Raw genomic sequence first — 26,893 nt, forward strand, 5'->3', positions numbered from 1 at the left:
CCAGATGCCGTGGCACTCAAGCCTGGAACCGCGCAAGTTCTTCGAGCCTGTCAGCGAGGCGGCGCAGCCACTCGACTCGCTCAGCATCGTACTGATGCCTGTTGTACACACCGGCCACGCCTGGGATCATGTGCCCAAGCACCGATTCAGCCACGTCACTCGGGCAGCCCATCGCGGCCAGCAGCGTCCTCGCCGACCTCCGCAGATCGTGAGGTGCCCAGTGCGTCACAGAAAGCCGCGCGCGCTCGGACTCCGGGCGCGTCGTGCTGTACGGCTGGTGGTAGTACACCGCCACCTGAATGCTTTTCTGTTCAGTGTGCGTCAGTTTCCCGTCGCGCGTCTTCGACGGGAATAGCCAGCCGTCGCCGAATCTTTCCTTCCTGCGCAGCACAACGCTCTGCGCCCGCCCGAACAGCGGTACGCGCAGATCCGTTGCACCCTCGTGCCGCGCGTTCTTGGTCTTGGCCTTCGGGATCGTCCACCACCAGATCCCACCCGCCTCCTGCCGGACCTCCCTCCCCTCCATCGCTACGATCTCCGCGCCGCGTGTGCCCGTCCAGAGGTACAGCGTCAGCGCATCCTCCACCAGGGCCGTGAAATTCGGCAGCCACCGGACCAGCGCGCCGATCTCGTCGGGCGACAGCACGCGCTTGGTCGTACCAACGCGCTCGCCCGCGATCATCTTTCCCTTCGACTTGATCTTCCCGCGCAGGATGAGGCGCCACCAGTTCGGCACGGAGTCTGGAAGCCTGCCGGCGTCGATCGCGTAATCCCAGGCTGCGCCCAACTCCGAGCGTAGCTTCTTGGCTTGGACCGGCGTGGCTGCGGCGTAGCTTTGGATCAGGTCGAAGGCGTGCGAACGCGTCACCTCGGCCGCGGCCATGTCGCCGAACGCCCCGAGCATCGTGGCGAACATCCGGCGGACTTCATCGGCCCCCTTCTTCGCGCGCGAGAGCCTGACGTAACCCTCGTAGTAGTCGTTGCAGAGCGCAGCAACGGTGTAGCTGGACTGCGCCCTCGCCGCGACGGCCTGCGACCGGGCGAGTTGGCCCGCCGCCCTCGCCTGCTTCGCCTCCAGAGCCGGATCGCCTCCAGCCTCACGCGACGCCCGCAGCTTCTCCCACTCCGCGACAGCGGCATGCAGCGACATTGCCGGCCAGCGACCGAGCTTCGTCTGCCGCATTCGCCCGTCGATCGGGCTCTTGTAACGGTAGGTCCACGTCCTGAAGTGCTCAGTCGCCTCGAGGCGAAGCCCCGGAAATTCGGGGCTGGTAAGATGCTGCCCCGCCTGCAGCAGTTTCATCGCGCGGGCATCGAAGGTCATGGCGGCGTAGGATTGCAGATGAGGTTGCAGCCGGCGTAGGTTCTTTTTCGACCACCGCCGACAGGGCGTCAGAGAAAACTACGCCGATCCTACTCTCGATGACCTAGTGTTGCCACATGCAGACAAGCGCTGCCTCTACTGTTATAAATTACAGCCTACCGAATGAATGCCGCACCAGATAAGGGAGTGAAAGGAATTTCACCGATACACCAAGGGCTTACGGAAGAGGCAATAAGCGCCCACACACCCATGATGCAGCAATATCTTCGCATCAAGGTGCAGCATCCCGACACCTTGCTGTTCTACCGCATGGGCGACTTCTACGAGCTGTTCTTCGAGGATGCCGAGAAGGCGGCCCGGCTGCTCGACATCACACTCACCACCCGCGGCCAGTCCAGCGGCCAGCCGATCAAGATGGCGGGCGTGCCCTTCCACGCGGTCGAACAGTACCTCGCCCGGCTGGTGAAGCTGGGCGAGGCCGTGGTGATTGCCGAGCAGGTGGGCGAACCCGGCGCCACAAAGGGGCCGATGGAGCGTGCGGTCAGCCGCATCGTCACGCCCGGCACGCTGACCGATGCCGCGCTGCTCGACGACCGTCGCGACGCCCTGCTGCTGTCGGCCAACCTTCATCGCGGCGTGCTCGGTCTGGCCTGGTTGAACCTGGCCAACGGCGACTTCCGCCTGATGCAGTGCCCGGCCGAGACGCTGCAGGCCCAGTTCGAGCGCCTGCGTCCGGCCGAGGTGCTGATCCCCGACGGCCTGGCGCTGCCGCTGCTCGACACCCTGGCGCCCGCGCTGCGTCGCCTGGCCGACTGGCAGTTCGATGCCGAGACCGGCACCCGGCTGCTGACCGGCCACTTCGGCACGCGCGACCTGGTCGGCTTCGGCGTCGAAGACCTGCCGGTCGCGCTCGGCGCCGCTGCCGCGCTCTACGACTACGCGCAGGCCACCCAGCGCCAGACGCTCGCCCACGTCACCGGCCTCGTCGTCGAGCGTGAATCGGAGTACCTGCGGCTCGACGCCGCCACCCGCCGCAACCTCGAACTCACCGAAACCCTGCGTGGCGAACCCGCACCGACCCTGCTGTCGCTGCTCGACACCTGCATCACCAGCATGGGTTCGCGCTGGCTGCGACATGCCTTGCACCACCCGCTGCGCGACCGTTCCGCGCCCGCCGCACGTCAGGCCGCGGTGGCGGAACTGGTCGGCGAGCAAGGCGATTACGGCATCGATAGCCGCGACGGACGCACCGCGGGCGCGGTGCGCAGCGCCCTGCGCGGCGTGGCCGACGTAGACCGCATCACCGCGCGCATCGCCTTGCGCAGTGCCCGGCCGCGCGACCTGTCCGCCCTTCGCGACAGCCTCGCCCGCCTGCCGGAACTGGGAGCGGCACTGGCGGACTGCAACACCACGCTGCTGCGCGAAGTCTGCGCTGCCCTCGAGATCGCGCCCGATCCGCTCGATCTACTGCAGCGCGCCATCGACGCCGAGCCCGCCGCCATGGTGCGCGACGGTGGTGTGATCGCGCCGGGCTACGATCCCGAACTGGACGAGCTGCGCGGCATCCAGAGCAACTGCGGCGAATTCCTGCTGGCGCTCGAGGCCCGTGAGCGCGAGCGCAGCGGCATTCCCAACCTCAAGGTCGAGTTCAATCGCGTGCACGGCTTCTACATCGAGGTCAGCCGCGCCAATGCCGAGAAGGTGCCGGACGACTACCGCCGCCGCCAGACGCTGAAGAACGCCGAGCGCTACATCACGCCCGAACTCAAGGCCTTCGAGGACAAGGCCCTGTCGGCCAACGAACGCGCCCTGGCGCGCGAGAAGCTGCTATACGAGACGATCCTCGACGCGCTGGCCGCCCACATTCCGGCACTGCAGCGCATCGCGCGCGCCCTGGCCCTGCTCGACGGCCTCGCCGCCTTCGCCGAGGCCGCCTTGCGCTACAACTACGTGCGCCCCCGCTTCCGCGACACGCCGGGCATCGACATCGCCGGCGGCCGCCACCCGGTGGTCGAGCGCCAGGTCGAGAACTTCATCCGCAACGACGCGCGGCTCGCGCCCACCCGCCGCATGCTGATGATCACCGGCCCCAACATGGGCGGCAAATCGACCTTCATGCGGCAGGTCGCGCTGATCTGCCTGCTGGCCCACGTCGGCAGCTTCGTGCCGGCGGATGCCGCCGAGCTCGGCCCGCTGGATGCCATCTTCACCCGCATCGGCGCCTCCGACGATCTCGCCTCCGGCCGTTCGACCTTCATGGTCGAGATGACCGAGGCCGCCGCCATCCTGCACGGCGCCAGCGAGCACAGCCTGGTGCTGATGGACGAGATCGGCCGCGGCACCTCGACCTTCGACGGGCTCGCACTGGCCGCGGCCATCGCACGCCAGCTGCTGGAGAAGAACCGCAGCCTGACGCTCTTCGCCACTCACTACTTCGAGCTCACCCGGCTCAACGCCGACTATCCGGAATGCGCCAACGTGCACCTGGATGCGGTCGAGCACGGCCACCGTATCGTCTTCCTGCATGCGCTGGAAGAAGGCCCGGCGAGCCAGAGCTACGGGATCGAGGTCGCCGCGCTGGCCGGCATTCCGGCTCCGGTGATCCGCGACGCCCGCCGCCGGCTGCGTGCGCTCGAGAACCGCGAGATCCACGCCGGCCCGCAGGCGGACCTGTTCGCCGCCCTGCCCGAGCCCGAAGCCGAGCTCTTGTCGCACCCGGTGCTGACCGAGCTCGCCGACATCGACCCCGATTCGCTGACCCCGCGCGAGGCGCTCGAGCGCCTGTACGCGCTCAAGCGCCTCGCCTCCTGAGCACATCCGATGAGTACACCGATCGACATCTCCGAAGAAGCCGGCGTGCGCTACCTGCACTTCGGCTCGGACTGGATCCAGGGCGCGATGCGCATCCGCAAGCCCAATGCACTGGAATTGGCCTACACGCGCGAGATGATGGCAGGCCTGCTGCTGCGCGACGGTCTTGCGGACGACGCCGGCCAGTGGCCGAAGCGCGTCCTCATCATCGGTCTCGGCGCAGCCTCGCTGGCCAAGTTCGTCCATCATCATTGCCCGCAGGCGCGTATCAAGGTGGTCGAGATCGCGCCGTCGGTCGTTGCCGCCGCACGCCAGTTCTTCAAGCTCCCCGAAGAGGACGCGCGCTTCAGCATCCACCTCGGCTGCGGTGCGCAGTACGTCATGGAAAAGGACGCGAGCTGGGACTACATCCTGGTCGACGGCTACGATCGCAATGCCCGTGCGGGCGCCCTCGATACGCTGCCTTTCTATCAGGCGCTGCGTTCGCGCCTGTCAGCCAGCGGGCTGATGGCGGTGAATCTGTTCGGTCGCTCGCGCGGCTACAAAGCGAGCGTGGAACGCATCCTGACAGCGTTCGACGATCGGGTCCTGGCCTTTCCCTCATGCGACAGCGGCAACGTGGTCGCCTTCGGGGCTGTCGGCGAGCCGATCGAGCGCCCGCTGGACGAACTGCGCGAACGCGCCCGCTCACTGAAGGCTGCGACCGGACTCGACCTTGGCCCCACGATCACCCGGCTCGAACAGTCAGGCAGCGTGCCCGGCGGCGTCCTGCACCTCTGAGCGCGAACGCTCCGAAAACCCCTTCACGCAAGCATGGCCAGAACGATCCCTTGCGCGTTATTGTCAACCCACCGCGCAGGCAGCGACGCCTGAACAAGCGGAACAAGGCAGAAAAACCATGAACACATTTCTGATCACCCTCGGCGTCATCGGGCTCGTCATCGCAGCGATGGCCATCGGCGTCATGTTCGGCCGCAAGCCGATCGCGGGCAGTTGCGGGGGCCTCGGCGCCGTCGGTGGCGACTGTGAATTCGGCTGCAAGAAGCCCTGCGCCAAACGCGAGGCGCGGATGAAGGCTACCGCCGAAGCTGCGACCGACACACGACAATAATCACATCACACGCCACTTTGCGGAGACACCATGCTGCAATCCCTGCTCGTCAAGGACTACATGATCGGCGACCAGCTCGCCTTCAGCCCTTCGACCAACCTGCTGCGCGCGGTCCACAAGCTGCTGGAACACGGCCTGAGCGGGGCGCCCGTTGTCGACGAGAACAGGCGCCTGATCGGCTTCATCTCCGAGAGGGATTGCCTGAAGGCCGCGCTCGACGCGTCCTACTTCCGCCGCGAGGAAGGCGCGGTGCAGGACTTCATGAGCACGGATGTGGTGTCCGTTTCGGCTGACGCGAGCCTGATCGACGCAATCCAGATCTTCGTCAGCAAGAACCTCCGCTGCCTGCCGGTCGTCGAGGGCTCGCGCCTGGTCGGGCAGATCTCGCGCCAGGACATCCTGCGGGGGCTCGAGAAGCTGCGCGCCGAGCGCAGCTGATCCTCACGCCGTCGCCGGTACCTCCGGCGCCAGCCACAGACACAAGCCCTTATTCGCCTTGGCGATGTCGTCGAGCACGCTCTGGTGAGCCTGCAATTCGGCATCGCTGATTCGCAACACCTTGATCGGCTTGCGCTCGCGCGGCGCCCCGTCGCCGTCGACGTCATGCGCGGGCAGGTCTTCGTCCAGCGCCATGATCAGGCTTTCCTGGCCCCGCGTCATCGCCAGGTAGACATCGGCCAGCAGTTCCGCGTCGAGCAGCGCGCCGTGCAGTTCGCGGTGGCCGTTGTCGATCTCGTAGCGATCGCACAGCGCATCGAGCGAAGCCTTCTTGCCCGGATTCTGCTCCTTGGCCATCTTCAGCGTGTCGATCACGCCGGCACAGAGGCGACCGAGCTTGTCGCGCCCCAGCAGGTCCAGTTCGTTGTCGAGGAAGCCGACGTCGAAGCTCGCGTTGTGGATGACCAGTTCCGCGTCGCGGACGAAATCCTCGAACTGCGTCACGACGTCCGCGAACTTCGGCTTGTCGGCGAGGAACTCCTCGGTGATGCCATGCACCGCGACGGCCTCGGCGTCGATGCCGCGCCCCGGGTTCAGATAAACATGGAAGTGGCGGCCGGTCAGGCTGCGGTTGAGCAGTTCCACACAGCCGATTTCGATCACGCGGTCGCCATTGCGCCAGTCCAGGCCGGTGGTTTCCGTATCGAGCACGATTTGTCGCATTGCCGCTCCTCTGAATGAATTCGATGAAGGTGAGATGGGCCGCGGACGCGGCTCAGGCCTCGACCGCCTTGCCGCTCTTGCGCACGGCATCCACGCCGCGCCGGGCGAGCGCATCGGCCCGTTCGTTCTCGACATGCCCCGAGTGGCCGCGCACCCACAGCCACTTCACCTGATGACGTGTCTGCGCCTCGTCCAGCGCCCGCCACAGGTCGGCGTTCTTGACCGGCTCCTTCGACGCCGTCTTCCAGCCGCGCGCCTTCCAGCCGTGGATCCACTCCGAGATCCCCTTCTGCACGTACTGGCTGTCGGTATGCACCCGCGCCATCACCGGGCGCTTCAGCGTGTTCAGCGCACGGATGACCGCGAGCAGTTCCATACGATTGTTGGTCGTGGCCGGTTCGCCACCCCAGATTTCCTTCTCGTGCGTGCCGGCGCGCAGGATCGCGCCCCAGCCGCCGGGGCCGGGATTTCCGCTGCAGGCCCCATCGGTATAGATATCCACTTCTTCCATCTAGTGCGTTTTCCGTGTTTCACCGTTGCGCTGGGCAACGGTCGATAGTCGTTTGGCCGAAGCCTTGCGTTCGCGCCACTGCGGCATGATCAGTCGCATGCCCTGCACGCGCTTGACCCCGTGCATCACGTAGGCCGCCCCGAGCACCGGCCACCAGCGCGGGCCAGCGCGGTCCATGAAGCTCCAGCGTTGCAGCCACGCATCGGTGCCCACCGCCGGCAAATGGCAGCCGGACTCGAGCCCCACCACTTCCAGCCCGAGCAGCTTCATCCAGTCCTTGATGCGCATCGACGAGCGGTAGTGCCCGCGCCAGGGAAAAGCGCCCTCAGCCCGCGCAAGCGCCTTTCGTACCCCCCACAAGCTCAGGGGATTGAGTCCGCTCAACACCACGCTGCCTTCCGGCACCAGGACCCGCTCCACCTCGCGCAGCACCCCGTGAGGATCGGACGAAAACTCGAGCACGTGCGGCAACAGCACCAGATCGATGCTCGCCGTCGCAAACGGCAGCTCGAAGGCCTGCGCACGCACCGCCGCCCCGCCGTCGCGCGAACAATTGAAGCGGAAAGGCATGCGGTTCGCCTGCAGCAGGTCGATGTCCGGCAGGCCGATCTGCACAGCGTTGTAGCCGAAGATGTCTGCCACCGTGCGATCGATCGCACGGCGCTCCCAATCCAGCAGATAGTGCCCGAGCGGGGTCTCCAGCCAGTCGGAGAGGTCCGGCATTGACATCGGCGATCAGCCCCTCACAATTCGCGGATGCACATTATCCCTCTTCCTGCCTTCCGCGATAACTACATCTGGCTCTTGCGCGCGGGCGACCGGGCGCTGGTCGTCGATCCGGGCGATGCCGGTCCGGTACTCGACTACCTCGCGGCCGAAGGGCTGCGGCTTGCTGCGATCCTCGTCACCCACCACCACGCGGATCACGTCGACGGACTCGCCCGCCTGCGCCAGGCCTGTCCCGCACCGGTGTACGGCCCCTTCAACGAGGCGATCGAAGGGGTCGACCATCCGGTGGGCGACGGCGATACGGTGGACATCGCTGCGCTCGGCCTGAATTTCGAGGTGCTCGAAGTCCCGGGCCACACCGCGGGCCACGTCGCCTATTTCGGCCGCAGCAGCTCGCAGCCGATCCTGTTCTGCGGCGACACCCTGTTCTCGGCCGGCTGCGGACGCCTGTTCGAAGGCACGCCCGCCCAGCTCGCCCGCTCGCTGTCCCGCCTCGCCGCGCTGCCGGACGACACGGCCGTGTATTGCACCCACGAGTACACGCTGTCGAACCTGGCCTTCGCACGTGTCGCCGAACCGCACAACCCTGAACGCGACGCCTACGCCGAACAGTGCGCGGCCTTGCACGACGCGGGCCGTCCGACACTGCCGAGCAGCATCGGACGGGAAAAGGCCATCAATCCCTTCCTGCGCTGCGACCAGCCCGGCATCATCGAAGCCGTCGCCAGCCATACCGGCCAGCGACCCATTGACGCGGTGTCGTGTCTGGCCGCACTGCGCGAGTGGAAGAACGTGTTCTGACGCGTCCCGCGTTCAGCGCTTGAACGCGCGGGCGATGGTCTCGACCACCCGCGCGCCATTGAAGGGTTTCAGGATGATGTCGTCCGCGCCCCGGGCAAGCATGGTCTGGATGCTGTCGCGGTCGGCCTGCGAGGTCACCATCATCACACGCACCTTGGGCCAGCGCTGACGCACCTCGCCCAGCACGTCCAGACCGTTGCGGCCCGGCATGTTCACATCGAGACAGACCAGATCGGGCACGTGCCGCTCGATCATCTCGAGCGCGGAGTCACCGCACTTGGCCTCGCCCACCACGACATGACCCGCCTGACGCAGGATCGCGCGCAGCGAAATCCGGATGAGCTCGTTGTCATCGACTACAACGATGGTTCGGTCCCTACGCGACATGCCTGCTCACCGGAGAGATACAGTTGATCTGGAAGCCTGCAATTATCACCGGAATGCCGGCGGAACGCGCGGACCCCAGCCCGCTCGAATGCCCAACATGTGCAATTGCACACGCCCTCGAAGACCGTCGTGCTCCGGCGTGCGCTCGCCGGAAATGCAGCGCACCGCACGCCAGGCGCAAATTGACGTGCCGTCCGCCTCGTCGCTAGACTTGCGCGCTTTACGCCCCGGGGCCGCAGATGGCTCCCCGATCATGACCCGACACCTCGTAGCCCTCCTCGCCGGTGTCCTGTGCATCTGGTTTGCGGGCAAGCCTACGGCCGTGCAGGCGCAGGATGCCATCGCGCCCTCGGATCAGCCCGTCGAAGTCGAGGAAGTCGTCGTACCCGAACGGGTGCTCACGCTCGACCTGACGCGCGACGCCAACGACATCTGGGACCGCATCCGCCGCGGCTTCGGCATGCCCGACCTCGACAGCGAGCGCGTGGCCGAGCAGCAGGCCTTCTACCTCAACCGCCCCGCCTTCCTGAAGCAGGTCCTGGCCCGCGGCGGGCGCTACCTGTACTACTTCGTCGACGAGCTCGAGCGCCGCGGCATGCCGACCGAACTGGCGCTGCTGCCGATGGTGGAAAGCAGCTTCAACCCCATGGCCTATTCGCGCTCGCACGCGTCCGGCCTGTGGCAGTTCATTCCATCCACCGGCAAGTATTTCAACCTCACGCAGGATTCCTGGGTCGACGAGCGGCGTGACGTGATCGCCTCCACCAATGCCGCGCTCGACTACCTGCAGAAGATCTACGAGATGCATGGCGACTGGCATCTCGCGCTGGCCTCATACAACTGGGGCGAAGGCGCCGTGCAGCGCGCGCTAAAACGCAACGCCGACGACGGCCTGCCGCTGGAATACAGCCACCTGCGCATGCCCGAGGAGACCCGCAACTACGTGCCCAAGCTGCAGGCCATCAAGAACATCATCGGCGAGCCCGAACTCTTCCATCTCGAACTGCCCTACGTCGCCAACGAGATGCACTTCGTCGCCGTCGAGGCACCCGTCGGCGTCGATCTCGCCACCGCGGCCGAATTGTCGGACATGCCGCTGGAGGAGTTCCTGGCGCTGAACCCGGGCTTCAACCGGCCGGCCACCACGATGCCCGGTCAGACCTTCATCGTGCCGACCGACCGCGCGCGCAAGCTGCGCGAGGGTCTCGACGAACTGCAGCGCAGCGGTCGCGGGTGGACGATGTACACCGTCGAGCGCGGCGAAACCCTGGACAAGATTGCCGCACGACATGGCCTGTCGTCCGCCCAGTTGCGCCAGATCAACGGCTTGGGAAGCGCTACCGTGTCGCCCGGCCACACCCTGCTGGTGCCAGCGGGCGTCGACCCGGAGGGCGCACTGGCCGTCAGCAGCCTGCTGCCCTTCGCCGCGGCGGCCGTGCGTCAGCAGGGGCTCAGGATCGGCACCACGAACAGCGGAGGCGGCACGGGCCTGAAAGCGCCTGTGGGGCAAGGTTTGAAGAGCGCCCCATCGGCGAGTCCGGCGGCCTCGCCCCCCCCGAAGAAGGCCGATGCCAAGGCGCCGCACAAACCTGTGGCGAAGAAGGCGCCAGGCAAGACCACAGCCAAGGCGCCCGCGAAAAAACCGGGCTCGGCCACCTCGGGCACGGCCAAACCTGCCGCGAAAGCCGTACAGAAAGCACCCGCCCAGAAGCCCCCCGTCAAGAAGGCGACGACCACGCCCCAGGGGGCCGCACCGAAGCGCTGATCCAGGTGCCCGGCCGGATCAAGCCTCCAGCCGCGGCCAGTGGCAGCGGAAACGGTGCCCCTGGCCGAACTCGGTGACCGGCGGATAGCTTGCGCGACAGACGTCGGTCGCATGCGGGCAGCGCGGATGGAAATGACAGCCCGCCGGTGGATCGAGCGGCGACGGCAGGTCCGCGTTCGGTAGCCGCGGCGCTCCGCTGACGGCCGCATCGTCGACGCCCCCCGCCGCGGCAATCCGCGGCACCGCAGCCAGCAACGCGCGAGTATAGGGATGCAGTGGCGCGCGCAGGACCTTGTCCACCGGCCCTTCCTCGACGATCCGCCCGACGTACATCACCGCCACCTCGTCGGCCAAATATTCGACCACCGCCAGGTTGTGCGTGATGAAGAGATAGGCCAGCCCGCGCTCGGCCTGCAGTTCATGCATCAGGTTCAGCAACTGGGCCTGCACCGAGACGTCGAGCGCGCTGGTCGGCTCGTCGCACACGATCACCCGCGGCGACACCGCCAGCGCACGTGCCATGGCGATGCGCTGGCGCTGGCCGCCGGAGAATTCGTGCGGATAGCGCCAGCGCATGTCCGGCGACAACCCGACGCGCTCCAGCAGTTCGTCGATGCGTGCGCGGCGCACGCGCGGATCAGCCTCGACGCCGAGGCTGACCATGCCTTCCTCGATGATGTCGCCGACGCGCATGCGCGGATTGAGCGAGGCGAACGGGTCCTGGAAGACCATCTGCACCGCGCGCCGCATCTCGTGCAGCGCGTCGCCCTCGTGCGCGGTGATGTTCTCGCCGTCGAGGAAGAGCTCGCCGCCCGTCGGCGCAATCAACTTCAGGATCGCCTTGCCGACCGTGGTCTTCCCGCAGCCGGATTCGCCCACCAGCGCCAGCGTTCGCCCCGGCGACAGGCGCAGGCTCACGCCATCGACTGCGCGCACCTCGCCCACCGCTCTTTTCAGCAGCCCCTTGCGCACCGGGAAATGCACGCTCAGGTCGCGCACCTCCAGCACTGGCGCCGCACTGCGCGAACGATGCAGCGCCGCCGCCAGTGAAACGGGTTGCGGTTGCGGTTGCGGATGCAGGACGCTGACGCCTTCGTAGAGGTGGCAGCGCACCGCCTGCTCGCCGATGCGGTGCCAGCCCGGGGCCTCGTCGTCGCAGCGGTCGAAGGACAGCGGACAGCGCTCGGCGAAGCGGCAGCCGACGAATTCGCGGTCCAGTACGGGCACCGAACCGCTGGGCGCATCCAGCGGCGCACCGCGCCGGTCGCTGCCCGGCAGCGCCGCGAACAGCTTGCGTGCATACGGGTGCAGCGGCGCCCGGAAGAAGGCCTCGCGCGGGCCGGTCTCGACCACCTCGCCCGCGTACATCACACCCACCCGGTGCGCCATGCGCGCGACCACGCCGAGATCGTGTGTGATCAGCAGCATGCCCATTCCGCGCTCGGCCTGGATATCGGCCAGCAGGTCGAGCACCTGGGCCTGGATGGTCACGTCCAGCGCGGTGGTCGGTTCGTCCGCGATCAGCAGTTGCGGGCGACCGGCGAGCGCCATCGCGATCATCACCCGCTGCTTCATGCCGCCCGAGAACTGGAACGGGTAGTCGCGCCGGCGCCGTGCCGGATCGGGAATGCCGACCGCCTCGAGCAGCCGGCAGGCCTCGGCATCCGCCAGCGCACCCCGCAGGCCATGTTGTGCCAGCGCCTCGGCGATCTGCGCGCCCACCGTCATCACCGGGTTCAGGCTGGTCGACGGCTCCTGGAAGATCATGCCGATACGGCCGCCGCGCACGCTGCGCATGGCCGCTTCGGGCAGGCGCAGCAGATCCTCGCCATTCAGCCGGACCTCGCCGCGCTCGATGCGCCCGCTATCAGGCAGCAGCCTTGTGAGCGCGAGCGCGGTCATCGACTTGCCACAACCGGACTCGCCCAGCAGCGCAAAGGTCTCGCCCGCCGCAATCGTCAGATCGACGCCGTCGACCGGACGCAACTCGGTGTTCCCGCGATCGATGACGACACCGAGGCCGGAGACGGACAGCAAGGGCGGCGATGACTGTGTCGGCGACGGGATCGAAAGCGTTGACAACAGTCGTGCGGAGGCCACGACGGGCTCGGATGAACTCATTGCTGCGCGCGTTGGGAAGGGATGTTGGCCGACAGGGTCAAAAAAAAGGCCGCTTGCGCGGCCCGCGGGCGATCAGTGGTGATGTCCGCCTGCACCATGGACGTGACCATGGGCGATTTCCTCGGCGGTCGCGGCACGCACTTCAGCGACCGTGACGTCGAACACCAGCGCGACGCCGGCGAGCGGATGGTTGCCATCGACCACGACCTTGCCGTCGGCGATGTCGGTGACGCGGTAGATCAGTTCTTCCTCGCCGTCGTCCGACACGCGCTCGAAGCTCATGCCGACTTCGATGTTCTCCGGGAACAGCTTGGCATCCTCGACCAGGATCAGTTCCTCGTCGTAGTCGCCGAAGGCATCCTCGGGCTGCAGCTTGACCTGGAAGGTGTCGCCGACCTTCTTACCGTGCAGGGTTTCTTCCAGCACCGGGAAGATGCCGTCGTATCCGCCGTGCAGATACACCAGCGGGTGCTGGCCATCGTCGATGACGGCGCCGTCCGTGTCGCGGACGGTGTAGTTGAGCGTCACGACGCTATTCTTTGCAATCTCAGTCTGCATTGTCGGATTCCAGTTTCTTGACCAAATCAAAAACCGCAGCCGCATGGCCGCGAGGTGCTACATCGTAGAACGCGTGGCGGATGGTGCCATTCTTGTCGATGATGAATGTCGACCGCCGTACGCCCATCTTTTTCACGCCATCGACTTCCTTCTGCTGCCAGACGCCGTACAGCTGGCAGACCTCCTTGTCGATATCCGAGAGCAGCCGGATCGACAGGCCTTCCTCGTCGCGGAATTCGGCGTGGGTCAGGCAGTCGTCGGGACTCACGCCGACCACGATGCAGCCATGGCGGGTGAAATCGTCCTCGTGATCGCTGAAGTCAGCCGCCTGCAAGGTGCAGCCAGGCGTACGATCGCGCGGGTAGAAATAGAGGACCACATGGTGCTTGCCGGCCACCGACGCGAGATCGAAAATCTCCATGTCCGCGTCCGGCAACGAGAACGGGGGTGCGATGTCTCCGCTTTGCAGCATTGGGTCTCCCTGACGTGAGGCGGATTCTAGCCGAGACCCCCGGCGAACTCTACCGGGCCCGGGCTGGGGTGGGGGCTGGACGAACATGATTTCATTCCTCCCTGGATCTGGCCGACCGCTCGAGTGCCTGCTGCGGCCACCTGCATGAAGCAATAGCCCAGAAGCGCGGTGCGCTCAAGACGCACTGCATCATCGCACATTGCACAGGAGGCTCCGTGATGTCGTCCACGAACCACGCCAGCCGGACCGCACGCACACCTGCGGCGCTTCCCCGCAGCATGCGCGCCATGGTGCTCGAACGCCCTGGCGAAGCCCTGAAGGCCGTCGATCTGCCGCTGCCCGTGCCACAGCCTGGCCAGATCCTGCTCCGCGTCGAAGCCTGCGGCGTCTGCCGCACCGACCTGCACCTGGTCGATGGCGAACTGCCCGACCCCGTGCTGCCGATGGTGCCCGGCCACGAGATCGTCGGCCGCGTGGCCGCACTCAGCCCAGGCGTACAGGGCATCGATCCCGGGCTGCGCATCGGCGTACCCTGGCTGGGCTGGACCTGCGGCCGCTGCCACTACTGCAGACGACACCAGGAAAACCTGTGCGATCACGCACGCTTCACCGGCTACCAGATCCACGGCGGCTACGCCGAATACACGGTGGCCGACGCGCGCTACTGCTTTCCGCTCGACGACGCGCTCGATGCGGCTGAAGCGGCGCCACTGCTGTGCGCCGGACTCATCGGCTACCGCGCGCTGGCGATGGCAGGCGACGCGCGACGCATCGGCCTGTACGGATTCGGCGCTGCCGCGCACATCATCTGCCAGGTCGCGGTGTGGCAGGGGCGCGAGGTCTATGCCTTCACCCGCCGCGCGGACGTCGCCAGCCGCGACTTCGCCCGCGCCCTCGGCGCCTGCTGGACCGGTGCCTCGGACGAGCGTCCGCCGCAGCCGCTGGATGCTGCGCTGATCTTCGCCCCCGCCGGGGAACTGGTGCCGGCCGCGCTGCGAACCCTGTGCAAGGGCGGCATCGTCGTGTGCGCCGGCATCCACATGAGCGACATCCCGTCCTTTCCCTACGACATCCTGTGGGGCGAACGCCGCGTCGTGTCGGTCGCCAATCTCACCCGGCACGACGGCGACGAGTTCCTCGCCCTCGCCGCGCGCGTGCCGGTGCGTACCGAGGTGACGCGCTTCGCGCTGGCCGACGCCAACCTCGCCCTCGACCGCCTGCGCCGCGGCGAACTGCAGGGCGCGGCGGTGCTGATTCCCTGAGGCAGGCGCGCACGCCGCCGGAAGTCGCGCCAAACCGGGCAATCAGTGCTTGCCGTTGGCCGATAACTGTTTAAAATTACAGCCACCACAAGGAGGCTGTCATGAGCGCCCGCAGCGAAAACCTCACTGCCCGTCAGCAGGAAATTCTCGACTTCATCCGCAGCACCGTCGAAAGCGAGGGCCGTCCGCCCACCCGCGCCGAGGTGTGCACCGCCTTCGGCTTCCGCTCGCCCAACGCCGCCGAAACCCATCTGCGCGCGCTGGCCGCCAAAGGCGCCATCCTGCTCGAGGAAGGCCGTGCCCGCGGCATCCGCCTGGCCGAGGCGCTCGGCCTGCCGCTGGTCGGCCGTGTCGCCGCCGGCAGCCCGATCCTCGCCGCCGAACACGTCGAGGCCCGCTTCCAGCTCGACCCCGCGCTGTTCTCGCCGCGCGCCGACTACCTGCTGCGCGTGCGTGGCATGAGCATGCGCGACGCCGGCATCCTCGACGGCGACCTCATCGCCGTGCATCGCAGCGCCGAGGCCCGCAATGGCCAGATCGTCGTCGCCCGGCTGGACGACGACGTCACCGTCAAGGCCCTGCAGCGCAAGGGCCCAGTGGTCGAACTGCTGCCCGCCAACCCCGACTTCGAACCCATCGTGGTCGACACCCGGCACGCGCCGCTGACCATCGAGGGCATCATGGTCGGCCTGATCCGCAAGGATCACTGACGACCCTCCCCCTTCATTGCACGGAGCACATCGTGGGCCAGGTTCTCGAGCGCCTGCCGGCAGGCCTCGTGTGGCAAGGCGCACGGCTCGCCGATGCACGGGGCGCCGCCCTCCATACCGGCTTTGCCGAGCTCGACGCCGAACTCCCGGGCGGCGGCTGGCCCGCGGGCGCGCTCATCGAACTGCTCGCCGAGCATCCCGGCGTCGGCGAGATCTCGCTGCTGCTGCCGCTGATGCAACGTACGCCGCCCGAGCGCTGGATCGCCTGGATCGCCCCGCCGCTGCTGCCCTACGCCCCGGCGCTGGCCGCAGCCGGAGTACCGCTCGAGCGCCTGCTGCTGATCCAGCCCGCCACTGCCGACGAAGTGCTGTGGGCCACGCGCCAGGCCGCGGCCGGCGGCAGCTGTGCGCTGGTGCTGGCCTGGCCCGAACGCCTGGACACCGCCGCCCTGCGCCGCCTGCAGCTTGCCGCCGAAGAGAGCGCCACACCGCTGTTCCTGTTCCGCGCGCCGTCCGCCGCGCGCCACGCCTCGCCCGCAGCCCTGCGGCTGCAGCTGTCTCCGACTGCAAACGGCCTGCGCATCGACATCCTGAAGCGGCGCGGGCCGCCCGCTGCCCATCCCGTCCACCTCGCCCTGCACAACGGTTCGCTGCAGGAATCGCCGCAGGAGCGACCCGCAGCGCCGGTCCCGGCGCCGCCACCCCGCCTGACCCTGGTCGGTTGATGCGTCATGCTCTGGCTCGCCATCCTTGTCCCCGACCTGCCGCTGCAGGTTTTCACCCGCGGCCTGACGCACACCAACACGCCGTTCGCGGTCGTCGACCGGATGGGCGCAGCCCGCATCCTGTGCGCCAATGCCGCAGCCCTCGCCCTCGGCGTGCAGACCGGCCAACCGCTGTCCACCGCACAGGCGGTCGCCCTTGCGCTGCAACTGCAGCCGCGCCAGCCTGAGCGCGAAGCCGCCCTGCTGGCCGAGATCGCCTGCTGGGCAGGGCGTTTCACGCCCCGCATCAGCCTGGCCCCGCCCGACACGGTACTGCTTGAGATCCACTCCAGCCTGCGCCTGTTCGGTGGTCAGTCCCACATTGAGAACCAGCTCAAGGAAGGCCTCGCGCAGCTCGGGCTCCGTGCCCGGCTCGCCTGCGCCCCCACTCCCCTCGCCGCGCGCTGGTTCGCAGCCTGCGGCCAGGGCCTGCCCGCACGCGGCGACTGGCGCTGCGGGCTGGACGCCTTGCCACTGGCGGTGCTCGGCAGCGAAGGTGACTGCTCCGCCGCCACGCTCGAACTGCTGCGCGGCCTCGGCGCACAGCGCCTGGGCGATGTCCGTGCCCTGCCCGCCGCCGGCCTTGCGCGCCGGCAGGCCCAGTCGGTCAGTCTGCTGCTGGCCCGTGCGCGCGGCGAGCAGCCGGACCCGCGCCTCTGGTTCGCGCCGCCCGAGCGTTTCCACCACGAACTCGCGCTGCCCGCCCCCACCGACAGCAGCGAAGCCCTGCTGTTTGCCGCCCGCCGCCTGTTCGCCAGCCTGGCATCCTGGCTGCAGGCCCGGCACGCGGCCATCGATCATTGCCGCCTGCGGCTGCTCCACGAGCGCCAGCCCGCCACCGTGCTCGAGATCGTCCTCGGCCAGGCCGCCAACGACGAAGCCCACCTGGCCCTGATTGCCCGCGAACGACTCGACAGCCTGGCGCTACCCACGGAAGTCTGCGCGCTCGGCGTCGACGCCGATCATCTGTTGGCCCACGTGCCTCGGGCCGACGACCTGTTCGGCGCTCCGGGCCAGGCGCGTGACCAGGCCATGCGACTGGTCGACCGCCTGCGCGCACGCCTGGGCGAGAACGCGATCCGCCATCTGGCCCCGGTCGCCGACCACCGCCCGGAAGCCGCATGGCAGACCCAGGGGCGAACGCAGCACGGCCGCCAGCGCCCGGCGACCTCGAAGGCAGCATCGAATCCGGAAGCCGTCCTCCCCGACCGCCGGCGGCCCTTCTGGCTGCTGCCACACGCAACGGTGATCAGCCCTCAGCACTACACCCTGCTCGGCGACGCCGAACGCATCGAGAGCGGCTGGTGGGACGACGGCGACATGCGGCGCGACTACTTCCTGGCACAGCGCAGCGACAACACTCTGTGCTGGATCTACCACGAACTCTCGCCACCGGGCGGGTGGTACCTGCAGGGCTATTTCGGCTGACGCGCGCGCGCTCGCACAACACGACGCCCCGCCCCGGGGCGGGGGCAGCGAACGTAGTAAACTGCGGGCTGCCCCACACGCACCCGGCCTGCCGGGCACAAGAACACGATGTCCTCTCCTTCCCAAGCTTCCATCCCCGCTCACACCACGCGCCAAAGTGCCCTCAAGGGCGACATCGCCCGCCGCCGCGCCGGGTTGGGCCTGCTGGTTTTCCTCGTCGCGCTGCCCGTGTCCTGGTGGCTGTTCAGCCGGCTCGAACCCATCTGGTCCGAGATCATGCCACTCGAAGGCGTGGCCTTCATGGCCGCGGCCACCCTGCTCGGCGCTGCGCTGGCCATCGCGCCGCTCGCCGCCGGCATCGGCTTCCTGCTCGCGATCTGGTTCGGCGTCGACAGCGTCTACCAGCCACGCACCCGCGGCTGCGCGCTGCTCGACCGCGTCATCATTGCCGCCGGGCTCGTCGTGTGGTTCGCGCCCGTCCTGGTCGCCCTCGGCTCGGCCGGCCGTGCGCTGTACGAAGGACGGGTCCATTTCGTGCGCCCGCCACGCGACTACTTCCTCGCCACCGACCCGATCGCCTTCTGGCAGGGTGTCGGCTTCTGGCTGATCATGGCCGGCCTGTTCGGCTTCCTCGCCTGGCGCTACTGGCGCCCGCGCCTGCTCCCGACCGCTGCGGCACAGGATTGAACCCCGCCACAGTTCAGGGCAGCGCGCTGCCTGCCCCCTCCGCCGGCGCGATCACGCGCCAGCTGCTGCACCACGCCTGGCCGGTGCTCGTCGCGCAGATCCTGTCGATGAGCATGATGATCGCCGATACCCTGATCGCCGGTCGCTACGGCACGGCCGACCTGGCCGCGGTCGCGGTGGGCAGCGGGCTCTACATCTCGGTGGTGATGCTGCTCGTCGGCATCCTGCAGGCCGTGGCGCCCACGGTGGCGCACCTGTTCGGCGCCGGTCGCCTGCACGCTATCGGCCCGGCCCTGCAGCAGGGTTTCTGGCTGGCCTTGATGCTCGCCGTGCCCGGCACCCTGGTCCTCGGCTACCCGGAGCACCTGCTGCAGCTGGCCCGCGTTCCGCCGGACATCGCCGAGGGCGCCGGCGCCTACATGCAGGCCGCTGCGTTCGGCCTGCCGGCCGTGCTGCTGTACCGCACCTTCTACGCCTTCAACAACGCCGTCGGCCGGCCACGCGTGCTGATGGCGATCAGCTTCGTCGTCACCGCCACCCACATCCCGCTGGCCTGGGCACTGACCAACGGCCTGTTCGGCTTCGCCGGCCTGCCGGCGCTGGGCGGCACCGGTTGCGGCGTCTCGACCGCCATCGTTGCCTGGCTGGGTCTGATCTGCGGGTTTACGCACCTGGTCCGCAGCCCGGCCTACCGACCCTACGCGATCTTCTTCGACTGGCGCCCGCCGCGCCTGCGCGAAATCGGTGCACTGCTGCGCCTCGGCGTGCCGATGGGCTTCTCGACCTTCATCGAGATCACCTCCTTCACCCTGATCGCGCTTTTCGTCGCCCGCCTCGGTGCCGAGGCCGTGGCCGGCCACCGCGTCGTCGCCAACCTCGCCGCACTGGTCTACATGCTGCCGCTGGCGATGTCGATCGCCACGCTGGTGCTGGTCGGCCAGGCCGCCGGCGCGCACGACTGGGCGCGCGCACGTGCGACGGTGCGTGTCAGCCTGTACCTGACCGCAGGCTTCGCCACCGCGATCGGCATCGGCCTGTGGCTGCTGCGCGAGCCGGTGATCGCGCTGTCCTCCACCGACCCCGCGGTGCGCGCCGTGGCGCTGGGCCTGGTCGCCTACATCTGCATCTACCAGCTCACCGACTCGACCCAGACCGTGGCCGCCCACGCGCTGCGCGGCTTCAAGGTGACGCTGCTGCCGATGTTCCTGCACACGCTGTGCTTCTGGGGCGTGGGCCTGGGCGGCGGCTACTGGGCCACCTATCACGCCTTCGGGCGCGAGACCGCGCCCACCGTGGCCGGCTTCTGGGAGGCCAGCGTGGCGGCCACGGTGCTCGCGACCGCGCTGTTCGGCTGGCTGCTATATCGCGTCATGGGCCGCCAGGGCGACTCATGGCCGCCCCACTCAAGGAATCGAGCCCCATGACCGACATCACGATCTACCACAATCCGCGCTGCGGCTCCTCCCGCAACACGCTGGCGATGCTCCGCGACCGCGGCATCGAACCGCGCGTCGTCGAGTACCTGAAGACACCGCCCAGCCGCGACGAACTCGTCGCGCTGATCGAAGCGGCCGGCCTCGGCGTGCGCGGCATCATGCGTGAAAAGGAGGCCTTGTACGCCGAACTCGGCTTGGGCGATGCGGCCCGGACGGACGATGAACTGATCGACGCAATGCTGGCCCATCCGATCCTGCTCAACCGCCCCATCGTCGTCACGCCGCTCGGCACCCGCCTGTGCCGGCCGCCCGAAGTCGTGCTCGAGATCCTGCCCGGCACGCAGCACTGAACGCCGCCGTCCGCTGCGCAATGATCGACCGCGCAGCGGGGATCATTGCGGCCTTTCTGACCGTTCGACATCGAGTCGTGGCGTATTTCACCGCTTCGGCGGTGGCTGCGTCGTAGCCTTTCATCCGCGCAGAGCGGCATGGCATTGCCCCGGACCGGCGGTTTTCCGCCTCGCCTGCGCGAGAGGAAACCTGCCAGCCTCCGGCGCATGCTGCGTCGACCACCCGCAACGGACGACATGACGAACGCAAACACTTCTGACCGCCGCTCAGGCAACGACCGACGTTCAGGCCAGGACAGACGGTCGACGATCGGTGGCCCGCCGACCGGAATCGGCGAGCGGCGCAAGCGGCCCGAGCCGCGCCTGCCCGAGGTCAGCGAGCTCGCGCTCTCCGACGACGAATGGCAGTCGATGTTCGGCCCGAGGGCACCGCAGACGCGGTGACCCCGTCCCGTCCTGATCCGAACTTGATCGGGTTCCCGAAGCGAATCGATGTAGCGGCCGCCCGCGTTTCGCTCAGGCCGCGCTGCCCAGCCAGCCCCGACGCAGCTTCGATGCGACGGCACCCGCCTTGATCGCAGGCTTCAGGCTCACCTTGTCCGCCGGGGTCTCGGCCAGCACCACGCTGAAGCTCATCAGCTCGTCACGGCGGAACACATGCAGCTTGACCGCGTCGCCCGGACGGCGGCGCAGCAGCATTTCGTCCAGGCTCTTGCTGCCCACCTTCAGGCCGTCCAGCGCCACCAGTACGTCACCGGCCGACAGTCCGGCCGCCTGTGCAGGTCCGCCGTCGAACACGTTGGCGAGCTTTGCCTCGCCATTGCCGGCGGCCAGCTTCACGCCCAGCCAGGGGGCCTTCGACGCCGGCTCGGCGTGGTACTCGATGCCGAAACCCTTCAGCAGCCTGGCCAGCGGCAGGTCGTCCGTGCCCTCCACCGTCTTCTGCAGCCAGCGCGCCAGCTTCGGTCCCAGGGTGTCGCCGCCCACCTCGCGCACCGCCTCGAAGAGGCCCGTCTCGGCCACGCCCTGCCCGGTCTGGCCGTGGCGCTGCCAGAGCAGGCGCATCACGTCGTCCAGGCTCTTCTTGCCGTCGCTGCCGGCGCGAAGTTGCAGGTCCAGCGCCAGCGCCACCAGCGCCCCCTTGGCGTAGTAGCTGACGATGGCGTTGGGCGCGTTCTCGTCCTGGCGGTAGTACTTGGTCCAGGCGTCGAAGGACGACTCCGCCACGCTCTGCTTGCTGCGACCGTTGCCCTTCAGCACGTTCGACACCGTCTTGCCGAGCAGGCCGAGGTAATCGTCGGGCGTGATCACGCCGCTGCGCACCAGCGCGAGATCGTCGTAGTAGGAGGTGAAGCCCTCGAAGGCCCACAGCAGGCGGGTGTAGTTCTCCTGCGTGAGGTCGTAGGGCGTGAAGGCCGCCGGCTTGATGCGCTTGACGTTCCAGGTGTGGAAGTACTCGTGGCTGCACAGGCCGAGGAAGGTCTTGTAGCCGTCGGGAAGACCTTCCATGCCCTTCCACGGCAGGTCGGCGCGGCTGCACAGCAGCGCGGTCGAGGCGCGATGCTCCAGCCCGCCGTAACCGTCGCCCACCACCATGGTCAGGAAGGCGTAGTAATCCATCGGCGGCGGCGCACCGAACAGCGCGATCTGCCACTCGCACACGCGGCGCAGGTCCTCCGCCAGACGCCCGAGATCGCAATCGTGGCGGCCGGTCAGCACGATGTCGTGCGTCACCCCCGCCGCCTCGAAATGGCCGAGCGTGAACGTGCCCATTTCCACCGGATGGTCGATCAGCTCGTCGTAGTCCGCCGCGCGATACACGCCGAAGCCGTAGGCGCGCGCGCCGCCGCGGACCCCGCGCGCCAGCGGCAGCGCGGTCGCCACCTTCCAGTCACGGTAGCCGGCGCCCTCCGGTCGCTCGATGTCGACGAGGCAGGCGCGGTCGGTACGCCCCTCGACGGCCAGGAAGACGCTGGTGCCATTGAAGAAACCATGGGTCTCGTCGAGATGCGCGGCGCGCACCGACAGATCCCAGGCATAGACCTCGTAATGCAGGCTCAGCGTGCCGCCGGCCCGCAGCGGCACGGCGCGCCAGCTGTGCTTGTCGAGCTTCTCCACGCGCCACGGCTGGCCATCGACCTCGGCCCGCAGGCTCACGATGTTGCGCGCGAACTCGCGGATCATGTAGCTGCCCGGAATCCACGCCGGCAGGCGGAACACCTGGCCAGCCGGATCGGGATCGCGCACGGTGCAGCTGACCTCGAACAGGTGGGCGCCGGGATGGGCGGGACGGATGCGATATTCGATGGGGGGCAGCGCGGCGGAAGGCATCGGGCAGGAATCGGGCGAAAGGACGGGTTCAGGGCATTGCGGAAGCAGCAGATGGCGGCAGGGGCGCGACTCAGGCACCGCCGCGGGGACGGGAGCGCAGCGTGTCCAGATACAGCGTCTCGACCTGCTCGCGCGCCCAGGGCGTGCGCCGCAGGAACTTGAGACTCGAGGCGATGCTGGGCTCGTGGTTGAAGCAGCGGATGTTGACCCGCCGTCCGAGTTCCGCCCAGCCGAAACGCTCCACCAGGGCGGTGAGCATCCGTTCGAGAGTCAGGCCATGCAGCGGGTTGTTGGTCTGGGCTTGAGGCTGGTTCATTGTGCCTTCCCGGCCGTCGGCACCTGGTCCTGGGGCGCAGCGGCCTGCAGCGTCCGTTCCAGACGCGCCGGATCGAACCCGCGCGTCTCCAGCCGGCCGAGCAGTCGCGCGTAGGCCTGCGCATCGACAACCGGCGTCCGCGACAGCACCCAAAGGTATTCACGGCTGGGTTCGCTCACCGCGACGAGCTGGTAGTCCGGATCGAGATCGATCACCCAGTAGTCGCCCCACACCATCGGCAGGAAGGACAGCCAGGCGGGCGCGAAGCGGACCTCGAGCCGCGGCGAGTCGGCCGACTCGAGCTGGCGCGCCTGACCGATCGCCTCGGACAGGCTCCCGTCCTCTTCGCGGCAACGGTTGATGACCTGGATCTGTCCGGTCGGCTGCAGGCTGTAGTCGGCGCGGGTGTCGCCGACGCACTTCTTCTGGAACCGGTTGGGATACTTGGCGATTTCGTACCACGTGCCCATGTAGCGCTGCACGTCCAGCGCGGCAATCGGCTGCAGCGGCTCGACCGCAGCCGCCCCTTCAGCGGCCGCCAGTCCCGGCTGCAGGCCGAGCGCGAACGCAAGCATTGCGAATGTCGTCTTGATCTTCATGGCGTCTCCGACTGGTTTGCTTCGCCCGCGTTCCCTGCGGCCAAGGCTCAGGCCCGGCGCTTCAGCAGCAGCCCGCTTTCCAGATGGTGCGTGTAAGGGAACTGGTCGAACACCGCTGCGGCGGCGATCTCGTGCGTGTCCTGCAGCGCAGCGACGTTGTCGCGCAGCGTGACCGGATTGCAGGAGATGTAGAGGATGCGGTCGAACCCGCGTGCCAGTTCCACGGTGGCCGCATCCAGCCCGCTGCGGGGCGGATCGACGAACAGCGTGGAGAAGCGGTAGCTGTCGAGCGCGACGTCCTTCATGCGGCGGTACTCGCGGCCACCGGCGAGCGCGTCGCTGATCTCGTCGCTCGACATGCGCACCATGGTGACGTTGCCCACGCCGTTGGCGTCGAGGTTGTAGTGCGCCGCACGCACCGAGGACTTGCTGACCTCGGTCGCGAGCACCTTGTCGAAGGCCGGCGCCAGCGCGATGGTGAAGTTGCCGTTGCCGCAATACAGCTCCAGCAGGTCGCCACCCGCGTCTGCCACCTGGCGGCAGGCCCAGCCCAGCATCTGGCGATTCACGCTCACGTTGGGCTGCGTGAAGCTGCCCTCGATCTGCTGGTAGCGCAGCGTGCGGCCATCCAGTTCGAAGGATTCGAGCAGCCAGTCGCGCCCCAGCACGATCTTCTGCTTGCGGCTGCGGCCGATCAGCTGCACGCCGAAGCGGTCCGCCAGCGCCTGCGCGGCTTCCACCCAGTCGTCGCCGAGCGGGCGGTGATAGATGAGGCACACCATCAGCTCGCCGCTGTGCGTGGACAGGAACTCGACCTGGAACAGCTTGCGCTTGAGCACCTCGCTTTCCTGCAGGGCGTCGCGCAGGCGCGGCATCAAGTCGCAGATCGGCTTCGCCGCGGCGGGGAAATCGTCGATCAGCACGACCTTCTTGCTGTCCTCGCCGCTCTCGAACATCGCGTAGTCGATGCGTCCGCCGTGATGCCACAGCCGGAACTCGGCGCGCATCCGGTAATGCAGCGGCGCCGAGCGGAAAACCTCGGGCTCGGGCAGTCCCAGCCCGGCGAAGTCACGCCGGAAATTCGCGAGCTTGTCGGCCAGCTGGGATTCGTACTGGGCGGGGTCGATGCGGTCGAGGGACATGGTGGCGGCTGCGGCGGCGGGGCAAAACGGAGGGGGCGGAGTATAACCCGGGCTGGATCGCGTCCCGGACGCGGCTATGATTCGAGGGCACCCGCTTTCAAAGAAGGAGCGCAGCATGGAAAAGAGCACGCACAGCATGAAGGATCTTTTCGCTCAGCTCGGCCTGCCCAATGGCGACGAGGACATTGCCGCCTTCATCAAGGCGCATTCGCCGCTGCCCGAGTTCATCAAGCTGCCCGACGCCCCGTGCTGGACCACCGCGCAAGGCGCCTTCCTGCGTGAGGAACTGGCCGAGGACGCAGACTGGGCTGAGGTGGTGGATCAGCTCAACGCGGCACTGCGAGGCCGCTGAAAGCCTTCCGTCGCTCCCTTCCGCTTCCCAGACTCGGCCGCCTGCCTGTGTCGGACAGGCGGCAAATTCATCTTGCCGGCCCACCCGCGGCGCCTGCGTTAACCGCATTAACACAGGCGCCGCAGCCGTTCACAAATCTCCCACCCGCGTTAACACCACATGACTATGATTAGAACGTGGTTTTTCCACCGGGCTGTCCCGGCCTGTAACGCAGGCCCCGCGCGCATCGGCATGACGCAGCGGTTCTTGTTCGGTGAAAACGTGAACACGGAGATCGAGACGTGAACAATCAACCCAGCGGGCGTGCCGCCCCGTCCGGTGCAGAGGCCTCCGGGCGCAAGAACGAGTGGCCGAGGTTCCTGCTGCTCGCCTTCGTTGGACTGCCCATCACGATGACCCTGGCAATTGCAGCCTACGGCTTCGTGGTGTGGTTCCTGCAGATCCTTTTCTTCGGCCCACCGTCCTGATCTGCCCAATCGGGACTCAGGGGCATGCGCTGCCGCGCCCCCCAGGCATCGGACAACACGCAGGAGCAACATCATGAGAAACCTACTTCGGTCCCTGAGGGACCTCTTCCTCAAGCCATCGGTCAGGATTGGCCTCGGCGTGCTGGTCACCGGCGGCTTCATCGCCGGCGTGCTCGCGTGGCAGGGTTTCAACACCGCCATGGAAGCCACCAACAAGGAGGAGTTCTGCATCAGCTGCCACACGATGCACGACAACCTCCTTCCCGAGCTGCAGAAGACGGTGCACTGGAACAACCGCACCGGCGTGCGTGCGCGCTGCCCGGATTGCCACGTGCCGCACAACTTCACTGACAAAGTCGCCCGCAAGATGCAGGCCAGCCGCGAAGTCTGGGGCCATCTGGTCGGCACCATCGGCACCCGCGAGAAGTTCAAGGAGCACCGCATCGTGCTGGCGCAGCGCGAATGGGCCCGCTTCTCGGCCAACGGCTCGAAGGAATGCCGCGCCTGCCATGACTACAAGGACATGGACTTCGACAAGATGCGTCCCGCCTCCCAGGTCGCGATGCGCAAGGCCGCCGAGCGCAACCAGAGCTGTGTCGACTGCCACAAGGGCATCGCCCACCAGCTGCCCGAGATGAAGGGCGCGCGCAACCCGGCCTTCGACACCTTGGTGTCGTCCGCCGCCGGCCAGAGCGTCGATACCGGCAAGGACTACTTCCTGGTCGTGCCGCAGGACCTGTACGCCGATGAAGGCATGACCAAGCGCATCGGCTCGATCGAGGTCGCCACCCAGGTCAAGGTGCTCGAGACCAAGGGCGACGCGCAGCGGGTCGAACTGGCGCTGTGGCGCAAGAACAAGGGCTACGCCCGGGTCTGGTACAGCCACTTCGGGCTCAACATTACCAGCGCCATCCTCGACAAGGACGTCGCGCAGGACGAGGGCTTCGTGAAGGTGCTCGACACCAAGGAAGATCCGATGACCGGCCTCGAATGGCAGCAGGTCACCGCCACCGCCTGGATGCGCAAGGGCAGCGTGCTCGACAGCGTCGAACCGGTGTGGTCCATCGCTCGCGCCAGCTACAGCAGCAGCTGCAGCGTGTGCCACCGCCAGCCGGACGAAGCGCACTTCGACGCCAACACCTGGCCGGGCCTCTTCGGCGGCATGGTCGGCTTCACCAGCATGGATGACGACACCGCCCGCGTGGTGCTCAAGTACCTCCAGACCCATTCGTCCGATTTCAGCAAGTCGCACGGCGCCGGTTCGCCCGATTCCGCCCTGCAGACCGCGCGTCCCTGAT

29 protein-coding genes are annotated in these 26,893 nt (G+C 67.8%); 17 read left to right on the forward strand and 12 right to left on the reverse strand.

The window, feature by feature from the left end:
* Positions 1 to 16: 16 nt before the first annotated feature.
* On the reverse strand, positions 17 to 1,324 hold the full coding sequence (locus AC731_RS05560) for a tyrosine-type recombinase/integrase (protein WP_048703880.1): 1,308 nt from the start codon (positions 1,322 to 1,324) through the stop codon (positions 17 to 19).
* Between the two features lie 252 nt (positions 1,325 to 1,576).
* Here AC731_RS05560 and mutS point away from each other — a divergent pair, with 252 nt between their 5' ends.
* From mutS to AC731_RS05580, 4 genes are all read left to right on the forward strand, one after another.
* Positions 1,577 to 4,135, forward strand: coding sequence for a DNA mismatch repair protein MutS (gene mutS, locus AC731_RS05565; RefSeq protein WP_418081721.1), 2,559 nt, complete (start codon positions 1,577 to 1,579; stop codon positions 4,133 to 4,135).
* A 9-nt stretch (positions 4,136 to 4,144) separates the two neighbouring features.
* Complete coding sequence (locus tag AC731_RS05570) at positions 4,145 to 4,915, forward strand: spermine/spermidine synthase domain-containing protein (protein ID WP_048703886.1); 771 nt, start codon at positions 4,145 to 4,147, stop codon at positions 4,913 to 4,915.
* A 118-nt stretch (positions 4,916 to 5,033) separates the two neighbouring features.
* Positions 5,034 to 5,246: a (Na+)-NQR maturation NqrM gene (gene nqrM, locus AC731_RS05575; RefSeq protein ID WP_048703889.1), complete on the forward strand. Its 213-nt coding sequence runs from the start codon at positions 5,034 to 5,036 to the stop codon at positions 5,244 to 5,246.
* 30 nt (positions 5,247 to 5,276) lie between these two features.
* A complete protein-coding gene (locus AC731_RS05580) occupies positions 5,277 to 5,684 on the forward strand; it encodes a CBS domain-containing protein (RefSeq protein ID WP_004251019.1) in 408 nt (135 codons plus the stop codon).
* Positions 5,685 to 5,687: 3 nt separating this feature from the next.
* Here the strand turns inward: AC731_RS05580 and dnaQ are convergent, their stop codons facing one another.
* From dnaQ to AC731_RS05595, 3 genes are read right to left on the reverse strand one after another with little or no spacing between them, the layout of a single operon-like run.
* The gene (gene dnaQ / locus AC731_RS05585; RefSeq protein WP_004251017.1) at positions 5,688 to 6,407 is read right to left on the reverse strand and encodes a DNA polymerase III subunit epsilon; all 720 of its coding nucleotides are present in this window, start codon (positions 6,405 to 6,407) and stop codon (positions 5,688 to 5,690) included.
* Positions 6,408 to 6,459: 52 nt separating this feature from the next.
* Positions 6,460 to 6,918, reverse strand: coding sequence for a ribonuclease HI (gene rnhA, locus AC731_RS05590; protein ID WP_004251014.1), 459 nt, complete (start codon positions 6,916 to 6,918; stop codon positions 6,460 to 6,462).
* Entirely contained in the window at positions 6,919 to 7,647 is a 729-nt protein-coding gene (locus tag AC731_RS05595; RefSeq protein ID WP_048703893.1) for a class I SAM-dependent methyltransferase, read from the reverse strand.
* A gap of 27 nt (positions 7,648 to 7,674) precedes the next feature.
* Between AC731_RS05595 and gloB the strand changes: the two genes are divergently transcribed.
* Positions 7,675 to 8,448, forward strand: a complete 774-nt coding sequence (gloB, locus tag AC731_RS05600) for a hydroxyacylglutathione hydrolase (protein ID WP_048703895.1) — start codon at positions 7,675 to 7,677, stop codon at positions 8,446 to 8,448.
* Between the two features lie 12 nt (positions 8,449 to 8,460).
* On the opposite strand, the gene AC731_RS05605 is transcribed toward gloB, so the two are convergent.
* A complete protein-coding gene (locus AC731_RS05605; RefSeq protein ID WP_004251009.1) occupies positions 8,461 to 8,835 on the reverse strand; it encodes a response regulator transcription factor in 375 nt (124 codons plus the stop codon).
* Positions 8,836 to 9,088: 253 nt separating this feature from the next.
* On the opposite strand from AC731_RS05605, the gene AC731_RS05610 reads away from it, so the two are divergent.
* Positions 9,089 to 10,600: a transglycosylase SLT domain-containing protein gene (locus AC731_RS05610; protein ID WP_048703898.1), complete on the forward strand. Its 1,512-nt coding sequence runs from the start codon at positions 9,089 to 9,091 to the stop codon at positions 10,598 to 10,600.
* A gap of 18 nt (positions 10,601 to 10,618) precedes the next feature.
* Here AC731_RS05610 and AC731_RS05615 read toward each other — a convergent pair whose 3' ends face one another.
* The 3 genes from AC731_RS05615 to AC731_RS05625 form a co-directional block, all read right to left on the reverse strand.
* The gene (locus AC731_RS05615; protein ID WP_237266607.1) at positions 10,619 to 12,721 is read right to left on the reverse strand and encodes an ABC transporter ATP-binding protein; all 2,103 of its coding nucleotides are present in this window, start codon (positions 12,719 to 12,721) and stop codon (positions 10,619 to 10,621) included.
* A 72-nt stretch (positions 12,722 to 12,793) separates the two neighbouring features.
* A complete protein-coding gene (locus AC731_RS05620) occupies positions 12,794 to 13,279 on the reverse strand; it encodes an FKBP-type peptidyl-prolyl cis-trans isomerase (RefSeq protein ID WP_048703902.1) in 486 nt (161 codons plus the stop codon).
* The gene (locus tag AC731_RS05625) at positions 13,269 to 13,751 is read right to left on the reverse strand and encodes a peroxiredoxin (protein ID WP_048703905.1); all 483 of its coding nucleotides are present in this window, start codon (positions 13,749 to 13,751) and stop codon (positions 13,269 to 13,271) included. The genes AC731_RS05620 and AC731_RS05625 overlap by 11 nt, the downstream gene beginning before the upstream one ends.
* A 218-nt stretch (positions 13,752 to 13,969) precedes the next feature.
* On the opposite strand from AC731_RS05625, the gene AC731_RS05630 reads away from it, so the two are divergent.
* From AC731_RS05630 to AC731_RS05665, 8 genes are all read left to right on the forward strand, one after another.
* A complete protein-coding gene (locus AC731_RS05630; RefSeq protein WP_237266608.1) occupies positions 13,970 to 15,013 on the forward strand; it encodes a zinc-dependent alcohol dehydrogenase family protein in 1,044 nt (347 codons plus the stop codon).
* A 101-nt stretch (positions 15,014 to 15,114) separates the two neighbouring features.
* Entirely contained in the window at positions 15,115 to 15,723 is a 609-nt protein-coding gene (gene lexA / locus AC731_RS05635) for a transcriptional repressor LexA (protein WP_048703907.1), read from the forward strand.
* A gap of 32 nt (positions 15,724 to 15,755) precedes the next feature.
* Complete coding sequence (gene imuA / locus AC731_RS05640) at positions 15,756 to 16,448, forward strand: translesion DNA synthesis-associated protein ImuA (RefSeq protein WP_048703909.1); 693 nt, start codon at positions 15,756 to 15,758, stop codon at positions 16,446 to 16,448.
* A 6-nt stretch (positions 16,449 to 16,454) separates the two neighbouring features.
* Positions 16,455 to 17,915: a Y-family DNA polymerase gene (locus AC731_RS05645; protein ID WP_048703912.1), complete on the forward strand. Its 1,461-nt coding sequence runs from the start codon at positions 16,455 to 16,457 to the stop codon at positions 17,913 to 17,915.
* 108 nt (positions 17,916 to 18,023) lie between these two features.
* Entirely contained in the window at positions 18,024 to 18,602 is a 579-nt protein-coding gene (locus AC731_RS05650; protein ID WP_038011104.1) for a hypothetical protein, read from the forward strand.
* A complete protein-coding gene (locus tag AC731_RS05655; RefSeq protein ID WP_048703914.1) occupies positions 18,599 to 20,026 on the forward strand; it encodes an MATE family efflux transporter in 1,428 nt (475 codons plus the stop codon). Before AC731_RS05650 ends, AC731_RS05655 begins: the two co-directional genes overlap by 4 nt.
* A complete protein-coding gene (gene arsC, locus AC731_RS05660) occupies positions 20,023 to 20,388 on the forward strand; it encodes an arsenate reductase (glutaredoxin) (RefSeq protein ID WP_048703916.1) in 366 nt (121 codons plus the stop codon). The genes AC731_RS05655 and arsC overlap by 4 nt, the downstream gene beginning before the upstream one ends.
* A 237-nt stretch (positions 20,389 to 20,625) precedes the next feature.
* A complete protein-coding gene (locus AC731_RS05665) occupies positions 20,626 to 20,832 on the forward strand; it encodes a hypothetical protein (RefSeq protein WP_048704243.1) in 207 nt (68 codons plus the stop codon).
* 72 nt (positions 20,833 to 20,904) lie between these two features.
* Here AC731_RS05665 and AC731_RS05670 read toward each other — a convergent pair whose 3' ends face one another.
* The 4 genes from AC731_RS05670 to trmA form a co-directional block, all read right to left on the reverse strand.
* Positions 20,905 to 22,719 carry a M61 family metallopeptidase gene (locus AC731_RS05670; protein ID WP_048703918.1) on the reverse strand — a complete coding sequence of 605 codons (1,815 nt, stop codon included), beginning with the start codon at positions 22,717 to 22,719 and terminating at the stop codon, positions 20,905 to 20,907.
* Between the two features lie 70 nt (positions 22,720 to 22,789).
* Positions 22,790 to 23,035: a VF530 family protein gene (locus AC731_RS05675; RefSeq protein WP_048703919.1), complete on the reverse strand. Its 246-nt coding sequence runs from the start codon at positions 23,033 to 23,035 to the stop codon at positions 22,790 to 22,792.
* Positions 23,032 to 23,634 (reverse strand): lipocalin family protein, encoded by a 603-nt coding sequence (locus tag AC731_RS05680; protein ID WP_048703921.1) that lies wholly within the window; start codon positions 23,632 to 23,634, stop codon positions 23,032 to 23,034. The genes AC731_RS05675 and AC731_RS05680 overlap by 4 nt, the downstream gene beginning before the upstream one ends.
* A gap of 47 nt (positions 23,635 to 23,681) precedes the next feature.
* Positions 23,682 to 24,776 carry a tRNA (uridine(54)-C5)-methyltransferase TrmA gene (trmA, locus tag AC731_RS05685; protein ID WP_048703924.1) on the reverse strand — a complete coding sequence of 365 codons (1,095 nt, stop codon included), beginning with the start codon at positions 24,774 to 24,776 and terminating at the stop codon, positions 23,682 to 23,684.
* Positions 24,777 to 24,891: 115 nt separating this feature from the next.
* Between trmA and AC731_RS05690 the strand changes: the two genes are divergently transcribed.
* The 3 genes from AC731_RS05690 to torC all read left to right on the forward strand — a co-directional run bounded on the left by AC731_RS05690 (position 24,892) and on the right by torC (position 26,892).
* Positions 24,892 to 25,128, forward strand: coding sequence for a DUF2789 domain-containing protein (locus AC731_RS05690; RefSeq protein WP_004255537.1), 237 nt, complete (start codon positions 24,892 to 24,894; stop codon positions 25,126 to 25,128).
* Between the two features lie 281 nt (positions 25,129 to 25,409).
* Positions 25,410 to 25,595 carry a periplasmic nitrate reductase, NapE protein gene (locus AC731_RS05695; protein WP_004255539.1) on the forward strand — a complete coding sequence of 62 codons (186 nt, stop codon included), beginning with the start codon at positions 25,410 to 25,412 and terminating at the stop codon, positions 25,593 to 25,595.
* A 73-nt stretch (positions 25,596 to 25,668) separates the two neighbouring features.
* Complete coding sequence (gene torC, locus AC731_RS05700; protein WP_048703928.1) at positions 25,669 to 26,892, forward strand: pentaheme c-type cytochrome TorC; 1,224 nt, start codon at positions 25,669 to 25,671, stop codon at positions 26,890 to 26,892.
* Position 26,893: the final 1 nt, after the last annotated feature.

Source organism: Thauera humireducens (assembly GCF_001051995.2).
GTDB lineage: Bacteria > Pseudomonadota > Gammaproteobacteria > Burkholderiales > Rhodocyclaceae > Thauera > Thauera humireducens.